Below are 20,998 nucleotides of genomic sequence, written 5' to 3'. Positions count from 1 at the left end.
GCACGCGCCGGGCCAAGCCGGGATGGAGAGGCTTGCGGGAGATGGGGGGCTGCGCCCCCCGAGCGAATACAGTAAGCGAGGGGGCTGTTTCCCCTAAGTCGGAGTTTGAATGAGCGTTACCACGTCGGGGTTGCAGTCGAAGTCGGGTCAGGGTGCGTCGAGGCGCGCGATCGAGTTGATGAGCTCGATGCGCTTCGCGATTGCGCTGCTGGTGGTGCTGTCGATTGCGAGCATCATCGGCACGGTCCTGACCCAGGACGATCCGTATCCGAACTACGTGAACCAGTTCGGGCCGTTCTGGGCGGACATCTTCCGCTCGCTCGGCCTGTACAACGTGTACAGCGCGTGGTGGTTCATGCTGATCCTGATCTTCCTCGTCGTGTCGATCTCGCTGTGCGTGATCCGCAACGCGCCGAAGATGCTCGCCGATGCGAAGAGCTGGAAGGACAAGGTTCGCGAAGGCAGCCTGCGCGCGTTCCACCACAAGGCCGAATACACGACGTCCGGCACGCGCGCGACGGTCGCGGCAACGCTTGCCACATTCGTCACCAAGGCCGGCTACAAGCACGTCGTGCGTGAGAACGACGGCGCAACGCTGATCTCGGCGAAGCGCGGCGCGATGACCAAGTGGGGCTACATCTCCGCGCACCTCGCGATCGTCGTGATCTGTATCGGCGGCCTGCTCGACAGCAACCTGCCGATCAAATTCCAGATGTGGATGTTCGGCAAGAGCCCGGTCAACACGAGCGCGACGATCAGCGAGATCTCGCCCGACCATCGCCTGTCCGCGTCGAACCCGACGTTCCGCGGCTATGCGTGGGTGCCCGAAGGCCAGTTCGTGTCGACCGCGATCCTGAACCAGCCGAGCGGCTCGCTGATCCAGGACCTGCCGTTCTCGATCCAGCTCAACAAGTTCATCGTCGACTACTACACGACGGGCATGCCGAAGCTGTTCGCGAGCGACATCGTCGTGATCGATCGCGAGACCGGCCAGAAGATCCCGGCGCGCGTCGAGGTCAACAAGCCGTTCACGTACAAGGGCGTGTCGATCTACCAGTCGAGCTTCCAGGACGGCGGCTCGCAGATGCAGATGACGGCCTACCCGATGACGGGCGGCAATGCGACGACCTTCCCCGTGAAGGGGACGATCGGCAGTTCGGCGCCGCTGCAGATGCCGGGCAACGACGGCGACACGATCGAGTTCTCCGATTTCCGCGCGATCAACGTCGAGAACATGGCCGACGCGAACGGCAAGCCGGACGTGCGCGGCGTCGCGACGACGAACTCGCTGAAGGAAGTGTTCGACGAACGGCTCGGCTCCGGCGCGAAGACGTCGAAGCCGACGCAGCTCCACAATATCGGCCCGTCCGTGCAGTACAAGATCCGCGGCAAGGACGGCCAGGCGCGCGAATTCAACAACTACATGCTGCCCGTCGACATGAACGGCGAGCGTGTGTTCCTCGCCGGCGTGCGTGCGAGCCCGAACGACCCGTTCCGCTACATGCGGATTCCGGCCGACAGCCAGGATTCGATCGGCGAATGGATGCACCTGCGCGCCGCGCTCGAGGATCCGTCCGTGCGCGCCGAAGCCGCCGCGCGCTTCGCGCAGCGGTCGCTGCCGGGCACCGACGCGTCGCTGCGCAGCCGCCTGCAGGACAGCGCACTGAAGGTGCTGACCCTTTTTGCGGCGAGCGACGACAGCGTTGGCCGAGGCGCCGACGGCCAGCCGATCGGCGGGTTCCAGGCCGTGGCGACGTTCATCGACCGCTCGGTGCCGAAGGCCGAGCAGGAGAAGGCCGCGAGCCTGCTGCTGCGGATGCTCGAAGGCTCGATGTGGGAGGTCTGGCAGATCGCGCGCGAGCGCGCCGGCGAGCCGGCGGCGCAGCAGGGCACCGACACGATCCGTTTCGTGCAGAACGCGATCAACGCGCTATCCGACAGCTTTTTGTATGGATCGCCGGTCTATTTGCAGCTTGACTCATTCAAGCAGGTGCAAGCTTCGGTATTTCAGTTGACGCGCGCACCCGGCAAGAATCTGGTGTATCTTGGCAGCCTGCTGCTGGTCGCCGGCATCTTCTCGATGTTCTACGTGCGCGAGCGGCGCCTCTGGTTCTGGTTGAAGGACGCCGGTTCGGGCGTCGATGTGGTGATGGCAATGTCCACGGCCCGCAAGACCTTCGATTTCGAGAAAGAATTCGTGCAGACGCGCGACGCGGCCGGTGCCGCCCTGCACGCCGCACCTCGCGACGCCGCGCCCGCCCGTGCGGCATCGACGGCCCGTCCGCCTGCCGGCGACGGTTCCGATTCCGAGAATTCCACCCGGTAACATCATGGATCTCACGCAAGTTTCCTCTTCCCATCGGGCGTCGGCCCAGGCTCCGGCTGTGTCGCCGCTGTTCGACGACCGTCCGTTCCTCGCGCGCCTGTCGCTGTTCGACTGGCTGTTCGCACTGGCGCTCGTGGTGGGCGCGGGCTATGCGCTCGTGCACTACAACGCGCACATGGATTACTACGACAAGGCGGTGATGATCGGCACCGTGCCGGCGCTCATCACGCTCGGCTGGCGCTGGAAGCCCGCGCGGCTGATGATGGCGTCGATCGCCGTGCTGGCGCTGCTGTCGATCCAGATCTACCAGGGCGATCTCGCGCGCGCCGATTCGGCGTTCTTCCTCAAGTATTTCCTGTCGAGCCAATCGGCGATCCTGTGGATGAGCGCGCTGTTCGTGCTCGCGACGATCTTCTACTGGATCGGCTTGCTTGCGCGCTCGGAGTCGGGCTCCGCGATCGGCCAGAAGCTCACGTGGGTTGCTGTGCTGATGGGCTTCACCGGCCTGATGGTGCGCTGGTACGAGTCCTACCTGATCGGCGCTGACGTCGGGCACATTCCGGTGTCGAACCTGTATGAAGTGTTCGTGCTGTTCAGCCTGATCACCGCGCTGCTCTATCTGTATTACGAAGGCCACTACGGCACGCGCGCGCTCGGCGCGTTCGTGCTGCTGGTGATCAGCGCGGCCGTCGGCTTCCTGATGTGGTACTCGGTCGCGCGCGATGCGCAGCAGATCCAGCCGCTCGTGCCGGCGCTGCAGAGCTGGTGGATGAAGATCCACGTGCCGGCGAACTTCATCGGCTACGGCAGCTTCGCGCTGTCGGCGATGGTGTCGGTCGCGTACCTGATGAAGGAACGCGGCGTGCTTGCAGATCGCCTGCCGACGCTCGAAGTGCTCGACGACGTGATGTACAAGTCGATCGCGGTCGGTTTCGCGTTCTTCACGATCGCGACGATCCTCGGCGCGTTGTGGGCCGCCGAAGCATGGGGCGGCTACTGGAGCTGGGACCCGAAGGAAACCTGGGCGCTGATCGTGTGGCTCAACTACGCGGCGTGGTTGCACATGCGCCTGATGAAGGGCCTGCGCGGCACGGTGGCCGCATGGTGGGCGCTCACGGGCCTGCTCGTGACGACCTTCGCGTTCCTCGGCGTCAACATGTTCCTGTCCGGGCTGCACAGCTACGGCAAGCTGTAAGAATTCCGCTGTTCGTCCGACTATGAGACCGCCGGTGCACTGCGTGCCCGGCGGTTTTCTTTTGTAACGGGCGGGCGGTCCGGGCGTCGAACGGCGCAAGACGGGTCGGGTCGAACGCTCATGAAACTGCGCGCGGCGCATGCAGGAGGAGCAGCACGATGTGGATCAAACGCCCTTTGCGGAACGTCCTGACCGGCACGGATATTGCGTCGAGCGAGATTACGCCGCGCGCGGTATTCGAGAACCGGCGGCGCGTATTGCAGGCGGCCGGCCTCGTAGCAGCGGGCGGGCTGCTCGGCGGCAGCGGCGCGGCATTGGCCGCCTATGCGTCGCCCGATGCGCGGGCCGCGAAGCTGGCGGCAAAGACGAATCCGAAATTCGTCGCGGCCGACAAGGTGACGCCGTTCAAGGACATCACCACCTACAACAACTTCTACGAATTCGGCACCGACAAGAGTGACCCCGCGCAGAACGCGGGCACGCTGCGGCCGCGCCCGTGGCGCGTGAGCGTCGAGGGCGAGGTGCAGCATCCGAAGGTGTTCGATCTCGACGAACTGCTGAAGCTCGCACCGCTCGAGGAGCGCGTGTACCGGTTGCGCTGCGTCGAGGGATGGTCGATGGTGATCCCGTGGATCGGCGTGCCGCTGTCCGAACTGATCAAGCGCGTGCAGCCGACCGGCAACGCGAAATACGTGCAGTTCATCACGCTGGCCGATCCGTCGCAGATGCCCGGCCTCTCGACGCCGGTGCTCGACTGGCCGTACTCGGAAGGGCTGCGGATGGACGAGGCGATGAACCCGCTGACGCTGCTGACGATGGGCGTCTACGGGCAGGTGCTGCCGAACCAGAACGGCGCGCCGGTTCGGATCGTCGTGCCGTGGAAGTACGGCTTCAAGAGCGCGAAGTCGCTCGTGAAGATCCGCTTCGTCGACAAGCAGCCGAAGACGAGCTGGAACACGTACGCGTCGAACGAGTACGGGTTCTATTCGAACGTGAACCCGAACGTCGATCATCCGCGCTGGAGCCAGGCGACCGAGCGGCGCATCGGTGAGGACGGCTTTTTCACGCCGAAGCGCAAGACGCTGATGTTCAACGGCTACGGCGATCTGGTCGCGTCGATGTATCAGGGCATGGACCTGAAGAAGAATTTCTGAGGGCGACGGTGAGAAACGACATGCCCCCTTCGACGCTGACGGCCACGCCCACGCCCACGGCCGGCGCCGGTCCGGCTGCACGTGCCGCCCGGGCAGGTGCTGCTCGTCCCGCCGCGCCGCGCTGGCTCGCGCCGGCCAAGGTGCTGGTTTTCGCGGCCGGCCTGTATCCGCTCGTGCGTCTCGTGCTGTTTGGGCTGACCGACCGGCTCGGCGCGAATCCGATCGAATTCATCACGCGCTCGACGGGCCTCTGGACGCTCGTGATCCTGTGCGTCACGCTCGCCGTCACGCCGCTTCGGCGCATGACGGGGTTCGCCACGCTGCTGCGCTTTCGCCGGATGATCGGGCTGTTTGCGTTCTTCTACGCGACGCTGCACTTCACGACCTACCTGTGGTTCGACAAGTGGTTCGACGTCGTCGCGATCCTGAAGGACGTCGGCAAGCGCCCGTTCATCACGGTCGGTTTCGCCGCGTTCGTGCTGCTGATTCCGCTCGCGGTAACGTCGCCGCGCGCGATGGTGCGCCGGCTCGGCCGTCACTGGGCGACGCTGCACAGCGCGATCTATGCGATCGCGCTGTTCGGTGTGCTGCACTTCTGGTGGATGAGGGCCGGCAAGCACAATCTCGCGCAGCCGAAGCTTTATGCGGCGATCGTGGCCACGCTGCTCGGCTGGCGCGTCATTGCATGGGGATGGCGGCGCGTGCGCGCGTGACGGCGCAGCCTGGAAAAACAAAAGGCGATGACCGGAAAGTCATCGCCTTGTTTCACGCGCCGTGCAGGCGGCACGCCGTTACTTCGCGACGGCAGGGCTCGATGCCGGTGCGGGCATGGACGATGCGCCGCTCGACAATTCGGGCGACAGCGTGAGCGGTGTGCCGGACGAATCGGGCACACTGTCGGACGACGCGTTTTCATCGGTCGGCTTCACGTCCGACGGCGGCGTGTCCTGCTGCTGAAGTGGCTTGGGCATCGGAGGCACGGTGGGCAGATAGAGCGCGCCGCTTTGACCGCAGCCGGCAAGAATCGCCAAAGCCGCTACAATCGCGCTCATCCGGAAAACGACTCGCATGATCGTCCCTGAACAATTGAACCGATAGAGTTTAGCATGTCCGATACCGAATACCTGACCCGTGCCGAGGCCGTGCTGGCGGCCGTCGAGCGTACTGTCGACGACGCCAACGACGGCGATCACGACATCGATCTGGAGCGCAACGGCAGCGTCCTGACGCTGACGTTCGAGAACGGCTCGAAGATCATCGTCAACCTGCAGCCGCCGATGAAGGAAGTGTGGATCGCCGCGAAGGCGGGCGGTTTCCACTACCGTTTCATCGACGGCGAATGGCGCGATACGCGCACGGGCACCGAGTTCTTCTCGGCGCTCACCGAATACGCGACGCAACAGGCCGGCCTGGCGATCACGTTCAGCGCGCCGTAACGGCCAGGGCCGAAGCCGGGGCTACGCCCCGAGACGGTGCCCAAAGAAAAAGCGCCCCGCGGGGCGCTTTTTTCATGTCCGGGCCGATGGTCAGTGCGCGAACAGGTTCATGATGTCCTGCTTTTCCTGCTCGTCGACGTGCGGCACGGTGGCGTCGACGTTCTGCGCGGCCGGCGCCTGCGGTACGCCGACCGTCGACACGAAACCGTGACCCGGCGCGAACTCGGTGAAGTACAGCTCGCCGCCAAGCGATTCGACGCCGTCCGGCACCGTCGGCTTGAACTCGGGCACGCCCTTCAGCGCCGCGCCCATGTAGTCGATCCAGACCGGTAGCGACAGGCCGCCACCCGTTTCGCGATCGCCGAGGCTGCGCGGATTGTCGTAGCCGATCCACGCGATTGCGGCGAGCGTGTGCTGGTAGCCGGCGAACCACGCGTCGTGCGAGTCGTTGGTCGTGCCGGTCTTGCCCGCGAGGTCGGTGCGCTTCAGCACGTTGGTCCGCGCGCCCGTGCCACGCTGCGCGACACTCTGCAGCAGGCTGTTCATCACGTACGCGTTGCGTGCGTCGATCGCACGCGGTGCGTTCTGCTCGGCGACGAGCGGCTGTGCGCGCACGACGATCGCGCCGTTCGGATCGGTGACTTCGGCGATCAGGTACGGATTGACACGGTAGCCGCCGTTCGCGAAGACCGAGTACGCGCCCGCCATCTGCAGCGGCGTGACCTGGCCCGCGCCGAGTGCCATCGGCAGGTAGGCCGGATGGCGTTCGGCGTCGAAGCCGAAGCGCGTGATGTACTGCTGCGCGTACTTCGTGCCGATGTGGTTCAGGATCCGGATCGACACGAGGTTGCGCGAGCGCTGCAGCGCGGTGCGCATCGACATCGGGCCTTCGAAGCCGCCGCCGTAGTTCTTCGGCTCCCACGGCTGGCCGCCCGTTTCGGCGGCACTGAAATACAGCGGGCCGTCGTTGATCACGGTTGCCGGCCCGAGGCCCTTGTCGAGCGACGCCGAGTAGATGAACGGCTTGAACGACGAACCCGGCTGCCGCCACGCCTGCGTGACGTGGTTGAACTTGTTCTTGTTGTAGTCGAAGCCGCCGACGAGCGAACGGATCGCGCCGTCCTGCGGGACGATCGACAGGAACGCCCCCTCGACCTGCGGCAACTGCGTGATCGACCATTTGCCGGCGTCGTTCTTCACGACGCGGACGATCGCGCCCGGGCGGATGCGGCGATTCGGCTGCGCATTCGCCGACAGCGCGCCCGATGCGAAGCGCAGGTTGTCGCCTTCGATCGTCGCATTGCTGCCGTCGATGAACGCAACCGTGATCTGGCGCGGGGTGGCGGCCGTGACGACCGCGGCAATCAGTTCGCCGTTGTCGGGGTGTTCGAGCAGCGCGTCGTCGATCGCCTGTTCGCGGTCGTCGGCACCGGCCGGCAGCTCGATGAAGCCTTCCGGCCCCCGATAGCCGTGCCGGCGTTCGTAATCCATGATGCCCTTGCGCAGCGCGGTGTACGCGACCTGCTGGTCCGCGGAGTCGATCGTCGTGACGACGTTGAAGCCGCGCGTGTAGGTTTCCTCGCGGTACTGCGCGTACATCATTTGTCGGACCATTTCCGCGACGTACTCGGCGTGCACGCTGAAATCGCGGCCCGGACCCTTGACGACGAGCGGCTGTGCGACGGCCTCGTCGTACTGCTCGCGCGTGATGAAGTTCAGCTCGAGCATCCGTTGCAGGATGTATTCCTGGCGCACCTTCGCGCGCTTCGGGTTCACGACCGGGTTGTACGCGGACGGTGCCTTCGGCAGCCCGGCGAGCATCGCGGCTTCGGCGAGCGAGATGTCCTTCAGGTCCTTGCCGAAGTAGACCCGCGCGGCGCTCGCGAAGCCGTACGCGCGCTGGCCGAGATAGATCTGATTCATGTAGACCTCGAGAATCTGATCCTTCGTCAGCGCACGCTCGATCCGGTATGCGAGCAGCATCTCGTAGATCTTGCGCGTGTAGGTCTTCTCGCTCGACAGGAAGAAGTTGCGCGCGACCTGCATCGTGATCGTGCTCGCGCCCTGCGACGCATGGCCGTTCGTCAGCGCGACGAAGCCGGCGCGGACGATGCCGGTGAGGTCGACGCCGCCATGATCGTAGAAGCGCGCGTCCTCGATCGCGAGGATCGCTTTCTTCAGCGAGTCGGGCACGTCCTTGAAATGGACGACGTCGCGGCGCTCTTCGCCGAATTCGCCGATCAGCACGTGATCGGACGTATAGATGCGCAACGGCACCTTCGGGCGATAGTCGGTCAGCGCGTCGAGCGACGGCATGTTCGGCCACGCGACGACGAGCGCATAGCCGAGCACGAGGCCGCCGGCCACGACGAGCGCCACGCACATCGTGGCGAATCCGAGCAGGACTTTTTGCCACCAGGGCCGCTTTTTCGGCTCCGGGGCGGGAGGCGGGGACGTAGGGGTCGTGGATTGCATAGGCATACCGGAAAACAGTCCCGCGATTATAGCTGCCCGGTAAGACCGGTCCTGACGCGGGGGCTACCCGCCGCGAAGCCGCGGGTCTGCGTCCTTCCAGCATAGCCCGCGCGCGGCCGTCGCGAGCGGGCGTTGGCCGTTAGGCCGACTGTCGGTCACGCGCGCCGCTTTGCAGAATCAGGTCTCGGAAACGCGGCATGGGCCGCGACGATTTCGGGAGGCAGGGATGGCGGGACGATGGAGAGCGCGGTTTGCGCAGGGCGGGCACCGATCGACGGGAATCGACGTCGGTGCGGACGAGGTGAGGGTGGTCGTGCTGAGCCGGCAGGGTCGGGGCGCGGAGGTGTGCGTCGAGGGGCTCGAGCGGGAGCCGGCCGGGTTGGCCTGCGGGCCGGAAGATGCGCGCTGGGCGGCGGTCGCGCGTGCGCTGGCCGCAGCCGTGTCGAGGCTGGCGGCGGCCGGCGTGCGGTGCGACGCGCGCGGCGTGATGGCGTTGCACGATGACGAAATGCGCACCGCGACGCTCGACCTGGCCGGGCGGGACGACGTCGAGGACGCCGCGCGGCAGGCGGCCGAACGCATCTCGGGGCTGGCGCCGGACAGTCTCGCGTTCGACTGGCGGCAGGATGGCGGTGCGGGGGCGGGCGAGATCGAGGTTGCCGTGGCCCCGCTGGCGCTGCTCGAACGCCGGATCGATGTGGCCGCGCAGGCCGGTGTCGACCTGACGGTGGTCGACGGCGAGTCGGCCGCGGCGCTGCGAGCGTTGCGCTATGCCGCGCAATTCGACCCCGACGCGCAGGCGGGCTCCTACGCGGCGCTCTGGTTCCACGACTCGGGCGTGCACGGCTGGCGCATCGACGGTCCGCTTGCCGTACCGGTGCTGACGCTGTCCGGCGCCGTGCCGGGGGCGTTTTTCGACGCATTGCGCCGGCGCGCGCTCGGGGCGGTGAGTTGCGTACTCGTGGCCGGGGACGAGCGCTGTATCGCCCGCTTCGATACGTCCGTTGCCGAGATTGGCGACGTGCTCGGCACGGTTGCGGTGTCGTTCGACTGCACGGGCTGGCGCGGGCAGCCGTGCCAGCCCGCCGGCATGCCGGGCGGCCCGGCATGGGCGGTCGCCTTCGGGCTGGCATTGCGCGGGGTGTGGGAATGACGGCCTGTCGTGCGGAGCCGGGCGGCTTCAACCTGCTGCCGTACCGCGAGCGGCAGGCGCAGGCGCTGCGACGTCGTCGGGCCGTGCAGTGCGGTACGGCGATTCTGTTCGGTGTGCTCGGCGCCAGCCTGTGGACGGGCGCCGCTGCCGGGGCACGGTGGCGCGTCGATGCCGAGCGTGCAGGCGTGGAGGCGCGGCTGCGGCAGTTGCAGCCGCAGGTGGGTGCTGCGACGCGCGCCGCCAAGGCTGTGGCTGTTGCCGCGCAGCGCGACGCGCAGGCGGCTGCGCTTGCCGTGCCCTACCGGCACGTGGCGGGGCTGCTCGCCGCACTGGCGCAGGTGCGCGACGGCACCGTCCGGCTCGACGCGCTGCGCACGACGTCCGCCGGTGCCGTGCTCGATGCACGCGCCGCGAGCTACCGGGCGGCCGCGCGATGGCTCGCGGGGATGGCGCGCGAGCAACGTGGCTGGCGGATCGATATCGATGCGTTGAAGCCGGCTTCGGATGCGCCGATCGCGACCGGCGGGATGCCGTTCCGGTTCTCGGTCCAGTTGCGCTGGCACGACGCGCGGCCGTCCCGGAAAGCGTCGGGAGGTGGCGCATGACGGCGCACGTGCATCGGCTAGCACCGCGCGATGGCAGGTGGCTTGGCGGCATCCGGCGCGTGCCGCCGGCTGCTGCGCACATCGCAGGCTGCGGGCTCGCGTTCACGGCTGTACTGGCGGGCGGCATTCATCTGGCGAATGCCGCCGACTGGAGCGGGCTCGCGCACAGCCGCGCAATGCTGGCAGCGGCGCAGATGCGTGAGGCCGACGCGCGGCGCGTCCTGGCGGCCGCTGTACGGCAGCGAGACGTGCATCCGGCGGCGGCACACGGCGGTCGCTTGTCGCGTGCGCCGGAATGGGCCGCGTTGATGCTGGAACTGGCCGATCGCGCCGCGTCGAGCGGGCTGCGCGGCGTATCGATCGAACCTCTACGTACCGATGGTGCCGCGCAGGACGGCCGGCACACGGTACGCATCGTCGCGGAGGGCGGCTTTCGCGCGCTGCTGCAGATGGTTGGCGGGTTGGCGCGTTTCCCGGTGCTGGCGGTGCCGACTGCGCTGCGTGTCGAGCGGGGAAGGGAGGCCGCGCGGGTGGAAATGTCTGTCGACGTGTTTCCCGAGCTGCCGGCGGCAACGTCCGCGGGCGGGGAGACGCCGGTTCTGGCCGACACGCCCGGTGCCGATCCGTTCGGCGAGGCTGGCTTGTCTGAAGCGGAGGGCGCGGCGGCCCGCCTGGCAGGCACGATTCGCGATGGGCGCGCCGGTCTCGCGCTGTTCGACGACGGTGGCGGCGCGTTCACGGCCGTGGTGCCCGGCGAAGCGCTCGGGTCTGCGCGGGTGGTGCGAGTCGATCCCGTTGCCGTGACGCTCGCGACGGCGGACGGTGCGTACCGAGTCACGCTGGACGACGGGAGGCGGCCATGACGAAGCGTGGATGTCGGGTGCTCGTCGTCTGGGCCGGATTAACCGCGGCCGGTGCAAGCGCCTCGTTGCCGCCGCTGCCGACCGTCTGGCCTGCCGCATCAATGGATATGCCGGTGCCGGGCACGCCGTTGCCCCAAGGTGCGGTGGGCGGTGCGGACGACACAGTATCGGCGGAGGCCGGCCCGCCCCCGTTCGACCAGGCGGTTCGCGCGGCGCTTCAGGCGGAGGCCGCCACCCCGGCACCCGGGCTGGAGGGGCCGCCGATCCCGTTGGCGCCGCCGGCCCGGATCGGCGACGCAGCGGCACGGCAACCGGGCGATGCGGACGATACGCGGCGAATCTCGCTGAATCTTCAGGGCGCGGGGCTCGCGGCCGCGTTCGACGCGTTCGCGCGGTTCACCGGGCTCAATATCGTCGTCGGCGAGCAGGTGCGCGGCACCGTCTCGTTACGTCTGAACAATGTGCGTTGGCGCGATGCCTTCGATACGCTGCTCGACACGCACGGGCTCGCGATGTCCCGGCGGGGCAACGTGATATGGGTCACGCCGGCGGCCGAACTGGCCGCGCGCGAACGCGAGCGCTTCGAAATGCATGCACGTGCCGCCGATCTGGAGCCGCTTGCGAGCCGGACGTTCGCGCTGCACTACCCACGCGCGCAGGACGTGCAACGGCTGCTGGCCGGCGCGACCGGGCAGCGCCTGCTGTCGAAGCGCGGCGCCGCGGCAGCCGATCCGCGCACGAACCTGCTGTTCGTCACCGAGCTCGCACCGCGCCTCGACCAGATCGCGAGTCTGATCGACGCGATCGACCTGCCGTCGCGACAGGTCCGGATCGAGGCCCGCATCGTCGAGGGCGAGCAGGGCTTTTCGCGCAATCTCGGCGCACGCGTCGCGCTGCGGGCGCAGGAGCGGCCGCCGTCCGGCGAGAGCGCCACGTTCACGGCCGGCGCGCGCAACGCGCTCGACCTTGCTGCGCGGCCGCTCGGCGGCTTCGAAGCCGCGACTGCCGGTTTCACGCTGTTCGCCGCGCCGCTCAGCCGTGTGCTCGATGTCGAATTGAGCGCGCTCGAGGCGCAGGGGCGGGGTCAGATCGTCTCGAGCCCGCGCGTGGTGACCGCCGATCGCGTCAAGGCCATCGTCGAGCAGGGTTCGGAGCTACCCTATCAGGCGAAGGTCGGCAACGGCGTGAGCGGTGTGCAGTTCCGCCGGGCCACGCTCAAGCTCGAGGTCGAGCCGCAGATCACGCCGGACGGGCGCGTGGTGCTCGACCTGGACGTGACGAAGGACAGCATCGGCGAGCCGACGGCGGCCGGCCCGGCGATCCATACGAAACACGTACAGACGCGCGTCGAGGTCGAGAACGGCGGGACGGTCGCAATTGGCGGGATCTATGAGCAACTGAACCGGAACGATGTGACGCGCGTGCCGCTCTTGGGCAAAATACCGTTTCTGGGCGCGCTTTTCCGGCACCGCGCGCAGCGCGACCAGCGCAACGAACTGGTCGTCTTCATCACGCCGACCGTCGTCGATGCGCGCTGCGATGCGCGCGGCGCGGGCAGCGCAGATGCCGATAAAACGGGGCCGGAAGCCGCCGGCGCAGGCTCGACAAGGCAGCCGCTTTGCCAGTAAGCTGCGCCACACACCAGCAAGATTGAAGCAGAGGAAGCCGTTGCAAGCGCGGGACCCACATGCAAACGTATTTTTCGTCGGCCTTATGGGAGCGGGTAAGACCACCGTGGGCCGCGCGGTCGCGCGTCGTCTCGACAGGACGTTCTTCGACTCCGACCATGAAATCGAGGCCCGCACGGGCGCGCGCATTCCGGTGATCTTCGAGATGGAGGGCGAGGCCGGGTTTCGCGATCGCGAAACGCAGGTGATCGCCGATCTCACGCAGCGCGAGAACATCGTGCTCGCGACGGGCGGCGGCGCGGTGCTGCGCCCGGAAAATCGCGACTGCCTGAAAAACAACGGCATCGTCGTCTACCTGCGCGCCAATCCGCACGACCTGTGGCTGCGTACGCGCAAGGACAAGAACCGCCCGCTGTTGCAGACCGAAGATCCGAAGGGGCGTCTCGAAGCGCTGTACGAAGTACGCGACCCGCTGTACCGCGAATGCGCGGATTTCGTCATCGAGACCGGCCGTCCGTCGGTCAACGGTCTCGTCAACATGGTGCTGATGCAACTCGAACTGGCAGGCGTTATCGCCAAGCCGCTACAAGCATGATTACTGTCAACGTCGATCTGGGCGACCGCGCCTATCCGATTCACATTGGTGCCGGCATGATCGGCCGCGCCGAGCTGTTCGCGCCTCACATCTTGGGTTCGTCCGTCACGATCGTCACGAACACGGCGGTCGATCCGCTCTACGGCGATGCGCTGCGCGCGGCGCTCGCGCCGCTCGGCAAGCGCGTGTCGACGGTCGTGCTGCCGGACGGCGAGGCGTACAAGAACTGGGAAACGCTGAACCTGATCTTCGACGGCCTGCTGACCGACCGCGCGGACCGCAAGACGACGCTCGTCGCGCTCGGCGGCGGCGTGATCGGCGACATGACGGGCTTTGCGGCCGCGTGCTATATGCGCGGCGTGCCGTTCATCCAGGTGCCGACGACGCTGCTGTCGCAGGTCGACTCGTCGGTCGGCGGCAAGACGGGCATCAACCACCCGCTCGGCAAGAACATGATCGGCGCGTTCTACCAGCCGCAGGCCGTGATCGCGGACATCGGCGCGCTGGCGACCCTGCCCGACCGCGAGCTGGCGGCCGGCGTTGCCGAGATCATCAAGACCGGCGCGATCGCCGATGCGGAATTCTTCGACTGGATCGAGGCGAACGTCGACGCGCTGAACCGTCGCGACCCGGCTGCGCTCGCGCACGCGGTGAAGCGCTCGTGCGAGATCAAGGCGAGCGTGGTCGCGGCCGACGAACGTGAAGGCGGCCTGCGCGCGATCCTGAACTTCGGCCACACGTTCGGCCATGCGATCGAGGCCGGGCTCGGCTACGGCGAGTGGCTGCATGGCGAGGCGGTCGGCTGCGGGATGGTGATGGCGGGCGACCTGTCGGTGCGGCTCGGCCTGCTCGACGAAGCGTCGCGTCAGCGTCTCGATGCGGTGATCGCGGCCGCACACCTGCCGACCCGCGGGCCCGCGCTCGGCGACGCGCGCTACATGGACCTGATGCGCGTCGACAAGAAGGCCGAGGCCGGCGCGATCAAGTTCATCCTGCTGAAGCGATTCGGCGATACGCTGATCACGCAGGCGCCGGACGAAGCCGTGTTCGCTACACTGGCCCAGACGACCCGCTAACGGCGGCCCGGATGCCCCGGCGCCCCTGACATGGAGGAGACGTGAGCGAGACATCCAGCAGCACACTGCCCGAAGCCGGCCAAGCATCCACTGCGCCGGTGGTCGAGCCGCCGACGCTGGCGGCGCTGGAAGCCCATCTCGCTCCGTATGCCGCACATGCGTCGCAGTCGCGCGGCCGTCGCCATCCGGAAACACCGCCGGCGGCGCGCACCGAATTCCAGCGCGACCGCGACCGCATCGTCCACTCGACCGCGTTTCGCCGGCTCGAATACAAGACGCAGGTCTTCGTCAATCACGAAGGCGATCTGTTCCGCACGCGCCTCACGCACAGCCTCGAAGTCGCGCAGATCGCGCGCTCGGTCGCGCGCAACCTGCGCCTGAACGAGGATCTCGTCGAGGCGATCTCGCTCGCGCACGATCTCGGCCATACGCCGTTCGGCCATGCCGGGCAGGACGCACTGAATGCCTGCATGCGCGAGCACGGCGGCTTCGAGCACAACCTGCAGAGCCTGGCGGTCGTCGACGAGCTCGAGGAGCACTACGGCGCGTTCAACGGGCTGAACCTGTGCTTCGAGACGCGCGAAGGCATTCTGAAGCACTGTTCGCGCGAGAATGCGCGCAAGCTCGGTGCGCTCGGCGAGCGCTTCCTGCAGGGCCGCCAGCCGTCGCTCGAAGCGCAGCTCGCCAACATCGCGGACGAGATCGCGTACAACAACCACGACGTCGACGACGGCCTGCGTTCCGGCCTGATCACGATCGAACAGCTCGCGGAAGTCGAGCTGTGGCAGCGCCACTACGAGGCGGCGCTGGCCGAATTCCCGCACCTCGAAGGCCGCCGCCTCGTGCACGAGACGGTGCGCCGCATCATCAACACGCTGATCGTCGACCTGATCGACGAGACGACGCGCAATCTCGCGCGCGTCGCGCCCGCGTCGCTCGACGACGTGCGCGTCGCGCCGCCGCTCGTGTCGCACAGCGAAACGGTCGCCGCGCAGGCGGCCGCCCTCAAGCGCTTCCTTTTCAAGAATCTCTATCGCCACTACAAGGTGATGCGCATGGCGAGCAAGGCGCAGCGTGTCGTCACCGGGCTGTTCGATGCGTTCATCGACGATCCGCGGCTGCTGCCGCCGCCGTACCAGTCCGACGACACCGCGCAGCAGCCGCGTCTCGTCGCGCACTACATCGCCGGCATGACCGACCGCTTCGCGCTGAAGGAGTATCAGCGCCTGTTCGTCATCAGCGACAACTGACTGTCACAAACGATCACTAGACTTCGCCGGTTCAATGGCGATGGGAATGTTGCACGCGCTGTTGGTAACGTTTTCATAGGAGAGAGGTCGATGAAGAAGAAGCCTGCGGGGACACTGGTTCGTTCGATCGCGCTCGGCGGCGCGCTGATGTTCGGGGTGCAGCACGTGGCGCTTGCCGCCACGGAGATCCAGTTCTGGCACGCGATGGAGGCCGCGCTCGGTGAGCGGGTCAATGCGATCGCCGACCAGTTCAATGCGTCGCAGAGCGACTACAAGATCGTGCCGGTATTCAAGGGCACCTACGACCAGGCGCTCGCGGCCGGCATCGCTGCCTATCGCAGCGGCAACGCACCGGCGATCCTCCAGGTCTATGAAGTCGGCACGGCCACGATGATGCAGGCGAAGAAGGCCGTCGTGCCCGTCCACGACGTGTTCAAGCAGGCCGGCGTGCCGCTCGACGAAAAGGCGTTCGTGCCGACCATCGCGAGCTACTACAGCGACGCGAAGACGGGCCATCTCGTGTCGATGCCGTTCAACAGCTCGACGCCGGTGCTGTACTACAACAAGGACGCGTTCAAGAAGGCCGGCCTCGATCCGAACCAGCCGCCGAAGACGTGGGCCGACGTGCAGGCCGATGCCGAGAAGCTGCGCAAGTCGGGGATGGCATGCGGCTTCACGACCGGCTGGCAGGGCTGGATCCAGCTCGAGAACTACAGCGCGTGGCATGCGCTGCCGTTCGCGAGCCGCAACAACGGCTTCGACGGCGCCGACGCCGTGCTCGAATTCAACAAGCCGCAGCAGATCGCGCACATCTCGTTCCTGCAGCAGATGGCGAAGGACGGCACGTTCACGTACGCGGGCCGCAAGGATGAGGCGTCGGCGAAGTTCTACAGCGGTGACTGCGGGATCCTGACGACGTCGTCGGGCGCGCTCGCGAACGTGCAGAAGTTCGCGAAGTTCAGCTACGGCACGGGCATGATGCCGTACGACGCGAACGTGAAGGGCGCACCGCAGAACGCGATCATCGGCGGCGCGAGCCTGTGGGTGCTGGTCGGCAAGGATCCGGCGACCTACAAGGGCGTCGCGAAATTCCTCGCTTACCTGGCTTCGCCGGCTGTCGCCGCGAAGTGGCACCAGGACACGGGCTACCTGCCTGTGACGACCGCCGCGTACGACCTCACGCGCCAGCAGGGCTGCTACGCGAAGAACCCGAGCGCCGAAACCGCGATCAAGCAGATGCTGAACAAGCCGCCGCTGCCGTACACGAAGGGGCTGCGCCTGGGCAACATGCCGCAGATCCGCATGGTGGTCGACGAGGAGTTCGAACAGGTCTGGGCGCAGAAGAAATCGCCGAAGGACGCGCTCGATTCGGCCGCGTCGCGCGGCGACGAACTGCTGCGCCGCTTCGAGAAGTCGGGCGGCTGAGCCCGCATCGCATCGTGCCGCCGGCCGCGTCGCGTCCTGTACGGATGCGCGCGCCGGTCGGCGGCACGACCCCCTTTCCGCTACGCCTGACCGGATATCCGCGATGCAATCCCGTTCCCGTTTCGGTACGAGCCTGCTGCCGTACCTGCTGATCGCGCCGCAGCTCGCGATCACCGCCGTGTTTTTCCTGTGGCCGGCCGGCGTCGCGCTGTGGCAGTCGACGCAGATGCAGGATGCGTTCGGCACGTCGAGCGAATTCGTCGGTCTCGCGAACTTCACGCACCTGTTCGCCGATCCGCTGTATCTCGATTCGTTCCGCACGACGCTCGTGTTCAGTTCGCTCGTCACGGTGAGCGGGCTCGTCGTGTCGCTGATCCTCGCCGCATGCGCCGATCGCGTGATCCGCGGCGCGCGCGTGATCCGCGGCGCGCGCGTGTACCGCACGCTGCTGATCTGGCCGTACGCGGTCGCTCCGACGATTGCCGCCGTGTTGTGGGCATTCCTGTTCAACCCGAGCATCGGCCTGATCACCTATGCGCTCGCGAAGAGCGGCATCGTGTGGAACCACGCGCTGAACGGCGGCCAGGCGATGTTCCTCGTCGTGCTCGCGTCGGTGTGGAAGCAGGTGAGCTACAACTTCCTGTTCTTCTATGCGGGCCTGCAGGCGATCCCGCGCTCGCTGATCGAGGCGGCCGCAATCGACGGCGCCGGGCCGGTGCGGCGCTTTTTCAACATCGCGCTGCCGCTGCTGTCGCCCACCAGTTTCTTCCTGCTGGTCGTGAACCTCGTCTACGCGTTCTTCGACACGTTCCCGGTGATCGACGCGGCCACCGGCGGCGGCCCGGCGCAGAGCACGAAGACGCTGATCTACAAGATCTTCGCGGAAGGCTTCCAGGGGCTCGACATCGGCAGCTCGGGCGCGCAGTCGGTCGTGCTGATGATCATCGTCGTCGGGCTTACGGTGATCCAGTTCCGCTTCGTCGAACGCAGGGTGCAATACGCATGATCGAAAATCGCAAGGGCTTCGACCTGTTCTGCCACGCGGTGCTGATCGCGGGCGTCGTGCTGATCGTGTTTCCCGTCTACGTCGCGTTCTGCGCGGCGACGATGAACGCGCAGGAAGTGTTCACGGTGCCGCTGTCGCTCGTGCCGAGCACGCACCTGTTCGAGAACGTCGCGTATATCTGGGGGCACGGCAGCGGCGGCACGACCGCGCCGTTCGGCCGCCTGCTCGTGAACAGCTTCGCGATGGCGCTCGGCATCGCGGTGGGCAAGATCGCGGTGTCGATCCTGTCCGCGTACGCGATCGTCTATTTCCGCTTCCCGTTCCGCAACACGGCGTTCTGGCTGATCTTCATCACGCTGATGCTGCCGGTGGAAGTGCGGATCTTCCCGACCGTGCAGGTCGTGTCGACGCTGCACCTGACGAACACCTATGCGGGGCTCACGCTGCCGCTGATCGCGTCGGCGACCGCGACGTTCCTGTTCCGCCAGTTCTTCATGACGCTGCCCGACGAACTGATGGACGCCGCGCGCATCGACGGCGCGGGGCCGCTGCGGTTCTTCTGGGACGTCGTGCTGCCGCTGTCGAAGACGAGCATCGCGGCGCTGTTCGTGATCACGTTCATCTACGGCTGGAACCAGTATCTGTGGCCGATCCTGATCACGACGGAGGCGTCGCTGTCGACGGCGGTGGTGGGCATCAAGACGATGATCGCGAGCGGCGACGCCGCGACCGAATGGCAATACGTGATGGCGGCGACGCTGCTGGGGATGATCCCGCCGCTCGTCGTCGTGCTGGCGATGCAGCGCTGGTTCGTGCGCGGCCTCGTCGATTCCGAGAAATAAATGACGGACGGCAACCGGGAGAAAGACCAAGAATGGCTGCGCTGAGCTTGAAGGGCGTCAGGAAATCCTACGACGGCAAGCAGCACGTGCTGCATGGCATCGACGTGGAGATCGCCGACGGCGAATTCATCGTGCTGGTCGGCCCGTCGGGCTGCGGCAAGTCGACGTTGCTGCGGATGATCGCGGGGCTCGAGACGGTGACGGACGGCGAGATCGCGATCGGCGAGCGCGTCGTCAATATGCTGGAGCCGAAGGATCGCGACATCGCGATGGTGTTCCAGAACTATGCGCTGTATCCGCACATGACGGTTGCGCAGAACATGGGCTACGGGCTGAAGATCCGCGGGATCGAGCGCGCGACGATCGACTCGCGGGTGGCCGCGGCCGCCAAGATCCTCGAACTCGAGCCGCTGCTCGCGCGGCGGCCGCGCGAGCTGTCGGGCGGCCAGCGGCAGCGCGTCGCGATGGGGCGTGCGATCGTGCGCGAGCCGTCGGTGTTCCTGTTCGACGAGCCGTTGTCGAACCTCGACGCGAAATTGCGCGTGCAGATGCGGCTCGAGATCCAGCGGCTGCATGCGCGGCTCGCGACGACGAGCGTCTACGTGACGCACGACCAGATCGAGGCGATGACGCTCGCGCAGCGCGTGATCGTGATGAACCGCGGCTACGCGGAGCAGATCGGCGCGCCGGTCGACGTGTACGAGAAGCCGGCGACGGTGTTCGTCGCGGGCTTCATCGGCTCGCCGGCGATGAACCTGATGCACGGCCGGCTGTCGGACGACGGCGCGACGTTTACGGTCGCGGGCGGTGGCCCGGCGCTGCCGGTTGCCGGCGCGCCCGGCATCGGCACGGCGATCGCCACCGGGCGCGACTGGGTGCTCGGCGTGCGTCCCGAACACATGACGCCGCAACCGGGCGTCGCGCAGGCGACGCTGCCGGTCGACTCGTGCGAGCTGCTCGGCGCGGACAATCTCGCGCACGGCCGCTGGGGCAATCACGACGTCGCGGTGCGCCTGCCGCACGCGGATCGCCCGGCGCGCGGCACGGCGCTGGCGGCGGCGCTGCCTGCGCACCGGCTGCATTTCTTCGATCCCGAGACCGGCAAGCGTGCCGGTTGAACCTGCTGACCTTGCCAAGAGACCGACGATGACGACCCGTACCGACTGGTGGCCCTATCCGCGCGTCGTCGCCCATCGCGGCGGCGGCACGCTCGCGCCGGAGAACACGCTCGCCGCGCTCGACGAGGGCGCGCGCCGTGGCCACCGGATGGTCGAGTTCGACGCGAAGCTGTCGGCCGACGACGTGACGTTCCTGCTGCACGACGACACGGTCGACCGCACGTCGAACGGTCACGGCGCGGCGGCGGGCATGCGTTACGAGGCGCTGGCCGCACTCGACGCGGGCGCATGGCGCGACGCGCGCTTCGCGGGTGAGCGGATGCCGACGCTCGAGGCGGCGGCGGCGCGCTGCATTGCCCACGGGCTGGCCGCCAATGTCGAGATCAAGCCTTGCCCGGGGCGCGAGCGCGAGACCGGGCAGCGGGTGGCGGCCGACGCTGCCGCATACTGGCGCGATGCCGCGGTTCCGCCGCTCCTGTCGTCGTTCTCGTTCGATGCGCTGCAACAGGCGCGCGCGACGGCGCCGGCGCTGCCGCGCGGGATGCTTTACGAGGCCGTGCCGGACGACTGGCATGCGCAAGTCGTCGGCGCGCTCGGCTGCGTTTCGTTGCATGCAGACCACAAACAGCTCGACGAACCGCTCGTGCGTGCGATCAAGGCGGCCGGGCTGCGCATCCTGGTTTACACGGTGAACGACCTCGAACGGGCACGCGAACTCGCGCGCTGGGGCGTCGACGCGGTCTGTACGGACCGGATCGACCTGATTGCGCACGATGCGCTGGACGACATCGCCATCGTCTGACGGCTGTACCGACGGCCGGCGAAGCCGGCGTCGGGAACGTGCCTGACGC

At 67.3% G+C, this 20,998-nt stretch carries 19 protein-coding genes; 17 read left to right on the top strand and 2 right to left on the bottom strand.

The genetic code is table 11. The features are described from left to right. The first annotated feature begins 109 nt into the window (after positions 1-109). The 4 genes from BDI24065_RS15565 (at position 110) to msrQ (ending at position 5,388) form a co-directional block, all read left to right on the top strand. Positions 110-2,326 carry a cytochrome c biogenesis protein ResB gene (locus BDI24065_RS15565; RefSeq protein ID WP_175032031.1) on the top strand — a complete coding sequence of 739 codons (2,217 nt, stop codon included), beginning with the start codon at positions 110-112 and terminating at the stop codon, positions 2,324-2,326. Between the two features lie 4 nt (positions 2,327-2,330). After that, positions 2,331-3,521: a c-type cytochrome biogenesis protein CcsB gene (gene ccsB / locus BDI24065_RS15560; RefSeq protein WP_175032030.1), complete on the top strand. Its 1,191-nt coding sequence runs from the start codon at positions 2,331-2,333 to the stop codon at positions 3,519-3,521. A 158-nt stretch (positions 3,522-3,679) separates the two neighbouring features. Next, positions 3,680-4,675 (top strand): protein-methionine-sulfoxide reductase catalytic subunit MsrP, encoded by a 996-nt coding sequence (gene msrP / locus BDI24065_RS15555; protein WP_175032029.1) that lies wholly within the window; start codon positions 3,680-3,682, stop codon positions 4,673-4,675. Positions 4,676-4,695: 20 nt separating this feature from the next. Next, positions 4,696-5,388 (top strand): protein-methionine-sulfoxide reductase heme-binding subunit MsrQ, encoded by a 693-nt coding sequence (msrQ, locus tag BDI24065_RS15550; protein ID WP_175032028.1) that lies wholly within the window; start codon positions 4,696-4,698, stop codon positions 5,386-5,388. Positions 5,389-5,466: 78 nt separating this feature from the next. On the opposite strand, the gene lptM is transcribed toward msrQ, so the two are convergent. After that, positions 5,467-5,745, bottom strand: a complete 279-nt coding sequence (lptM, locus tag BDI24065_RS15545; protein WP_175015552.1) for an LPS translocon maturation chaperone LptM — start codon at positions 5,743-5,745, stop codon at positions 5,467-5,469. A 36-nt stretch (positions 5,746-5,781) separates the two neighbouring features. On the opposite strand from lptM, the gene cyaY reads away from it, so the two are divergent. Then, a complete protein-coding gene (cyaY, locus tag BDI24065_RS15540; RefSeq protein WP_043191836.1) occupies positions 5,782-6,111 on the top strand; it encodes an iron donor protein CyaY in 330 nt (109 codons plus the stop codon). 90 nt (positions 6,112-6,201) lie between these two features. Here the strand turns inward: cyaY and BDI24065_RS15535 are convergent, their stop codons facing one another. Further along, positions 6,202-8,586 (bottom strand): penicillin-binding protein 1A, encoded by a 2,385-nt coding sequence (locus tag BDI24065_RS15535; RefSeq protein ID WP_438820014.1) that lies wholly within the window; start codon positions 8,584-8,586, stop codon positions 6,202-6,204. A 226-nt stretch (positions 8,587-8,812) separates the two neighbouring features. Here BDI24065_RS15535 and BDI24065_RS15530 point away from each other — a divergent pair, with 226 nt between their 5' ends. From BDI24065_RS15530 to ugpQ, 12 genes are all read left to right on the top strand, one after another. After that, the gene (locus BDI24065_RS15530; protein ID WP_175032026.1) at positions 8,813-9,739 is read left to right on the top strand and encodes a competence protein ComA; all 927 of its coding nucleotides are present in this window, start codon (positions 8,813-8,815) and stop codon (positions 9,737-9,739) included. Beyond that, positions 9,736-10,344 carry a fimbrial protein gene (locus BDI24065_RS15525; RefSeq protein ID WP_175032025.1) on the top strand — a complete coding sequence of 203 codons (609 nt, stop codon included), beginning with the start codon at positions 9,736-9,738 and terminating at the stop codon, positions 10,342-10,344. The genes BDI24065_RS15530 and BDI24065_RS15525 overlap by 4 nt, the downstream gene beginning before the upstream one ends. Continuing rightward, positions 10,341-11,207: a pilus assembly protein gene (locus BDI24065_RS15520; protein WP_175032024.1), complete on the top strand. Its 867-nt coding sequence runs from the start codon at positions 10,341-10,343 to the stop codon at positions 11,205-11,207. Before BDI24065_RS15525 ends, BDI24065_RS15520 begins: the two co-directional genes overlap by 4 nt. Further along, complete coding sequence (gene pilQ / locus BDI24065_RS15515; RefSeq protein ID WP_175032023.1) at positions 11,204-12,835, top strand: type IV pilus secretin PilQ; 1,632 nt, start codon at positions 11,204-11,206, stop codon at positions 12,833-12,835. The genes BDI24065_RS15520 and pilQ overlap by 4 nt, the downstream gene beginning before the upstream one ends. A gap of 40 nt (positions 12,836-12,875) precedes the next feature. Further along, on the top strand, positions 12,876-13,430 hold the full coding sequence (locus BDI24065_RS15510; RefSeq protein WP_175015564.1) for a shikimate kinase: 555 nt from the start codon (positions 12,876-12,878) through the stop codon (positions 13,428-13,430). After that, on the top strand, positions 13,427-14,506 hold the full coding sequence (gene aroB / locus BDI24065_RS15505) for a 3-dehydroquinate synthase (protein ID WP_175032022.1): 1,080 nt from the start codon (positions 13,427-13,429) through the stop codon (positions 14,504-14,506). The genes BDI24065_RS15510 and aroB overlap by 4 nt, the downstream gene beginning before the upstream one ends. A 65-nt stretch (positions 14,507-14,571) precedes the next feature. Further along, complete coding sequence (locus tag BDI24065_RS15500) at positions 14,572-15,756, top strand: deoxyguanosinetriphosphate triphosphohydrolase (protein WP_254609770.1); 1,185 nt, start codon at positions 14,572-14,574, stop codon at positions 15,754-15,756. Between the two features lie 90 nt (positions 15,757-15,846). Beyond that, positions 15,847-17,181, top strand: a complete 1,335-nt coding sequence (gene ugpB / locus BDI24065_RS15495) for a sn-glycerol-3-phosphate ABC transporter substrate-binding protein UgpB (protein ID WP_175032020.1) — start codon at positions 15,847-15,849, stop codon at positions 17,179-17,181. A 103-nt stretch (positions 17,182-17,284) separates the two neighbouring features. Next, positions 17,285-18,187 carry a sn-glycerol-3-phosphate ABC transporter permease UgpA gene (ugpA, locus tag BDI24065_RS15490; protein WP_175032019.1) on the top strand — a complete coding sequence of 301 codons (903 nt, stop codon included), beginning with the start codon at positions 17,285-17,287 and terminating at the stop codon, positions 18,185-18,187. After that, complete coding sequence (gene ugpE / locus BDI24065_RS15485) at positions 18,184-19,029, top strand: sn-glycerol-3-phosphate ABC transporter permease UgpE (RefSeq protein ID WP_089444814.1); 846 nt, start codon at positions 18,184-18,186, stop codon at positions 19,027-19,029. Before ugpA ends, ugpE begins: the two co-directional genes overlap by 4 nt. Positions 19,030-19,061: 32 nt before the next feature. Beyond that, complete coding sequence (locus BDI24065_RS15480) at positions 19,062-20,147, top strand: sn-glycerol-3-phosphate import ATP-binding protein UgpC (protein ID WP_175032018.1); 1,086 nt, start codon at positions 19,062-19,064, stop codon at positions 20,145-20,147. Positions 20,148-20,175: 28 nt separating this feature from the next. Beyond that, positions 20,176-20,949, top strand: coding sequence for a glycerophosphodiester phosphodiesterase (ugpQ, locus tag BDI24065_RS15475; protein WP_175032017.1), 774 nt, complete (start codon positions 20,176-20,178; stop codon positions 20,947-20,949). Positions 20,950-20,998: the final 49 nt, after the last annotated feature.

This window comes from Burkholderia lata, from assembly GCF_902499025.1.
GTDB lineage: Bacteria > Pseudomonadota > Gammaproteobacteria > Burkholderiales > Burkholderiaceae > Burkholderia > Burkholderia lata_C.
The sequence above is the reverse complement of the archived record's forward strand: the minus strand, read 5'-3'. Positions and strand labels throughout refer to the sequence as shown.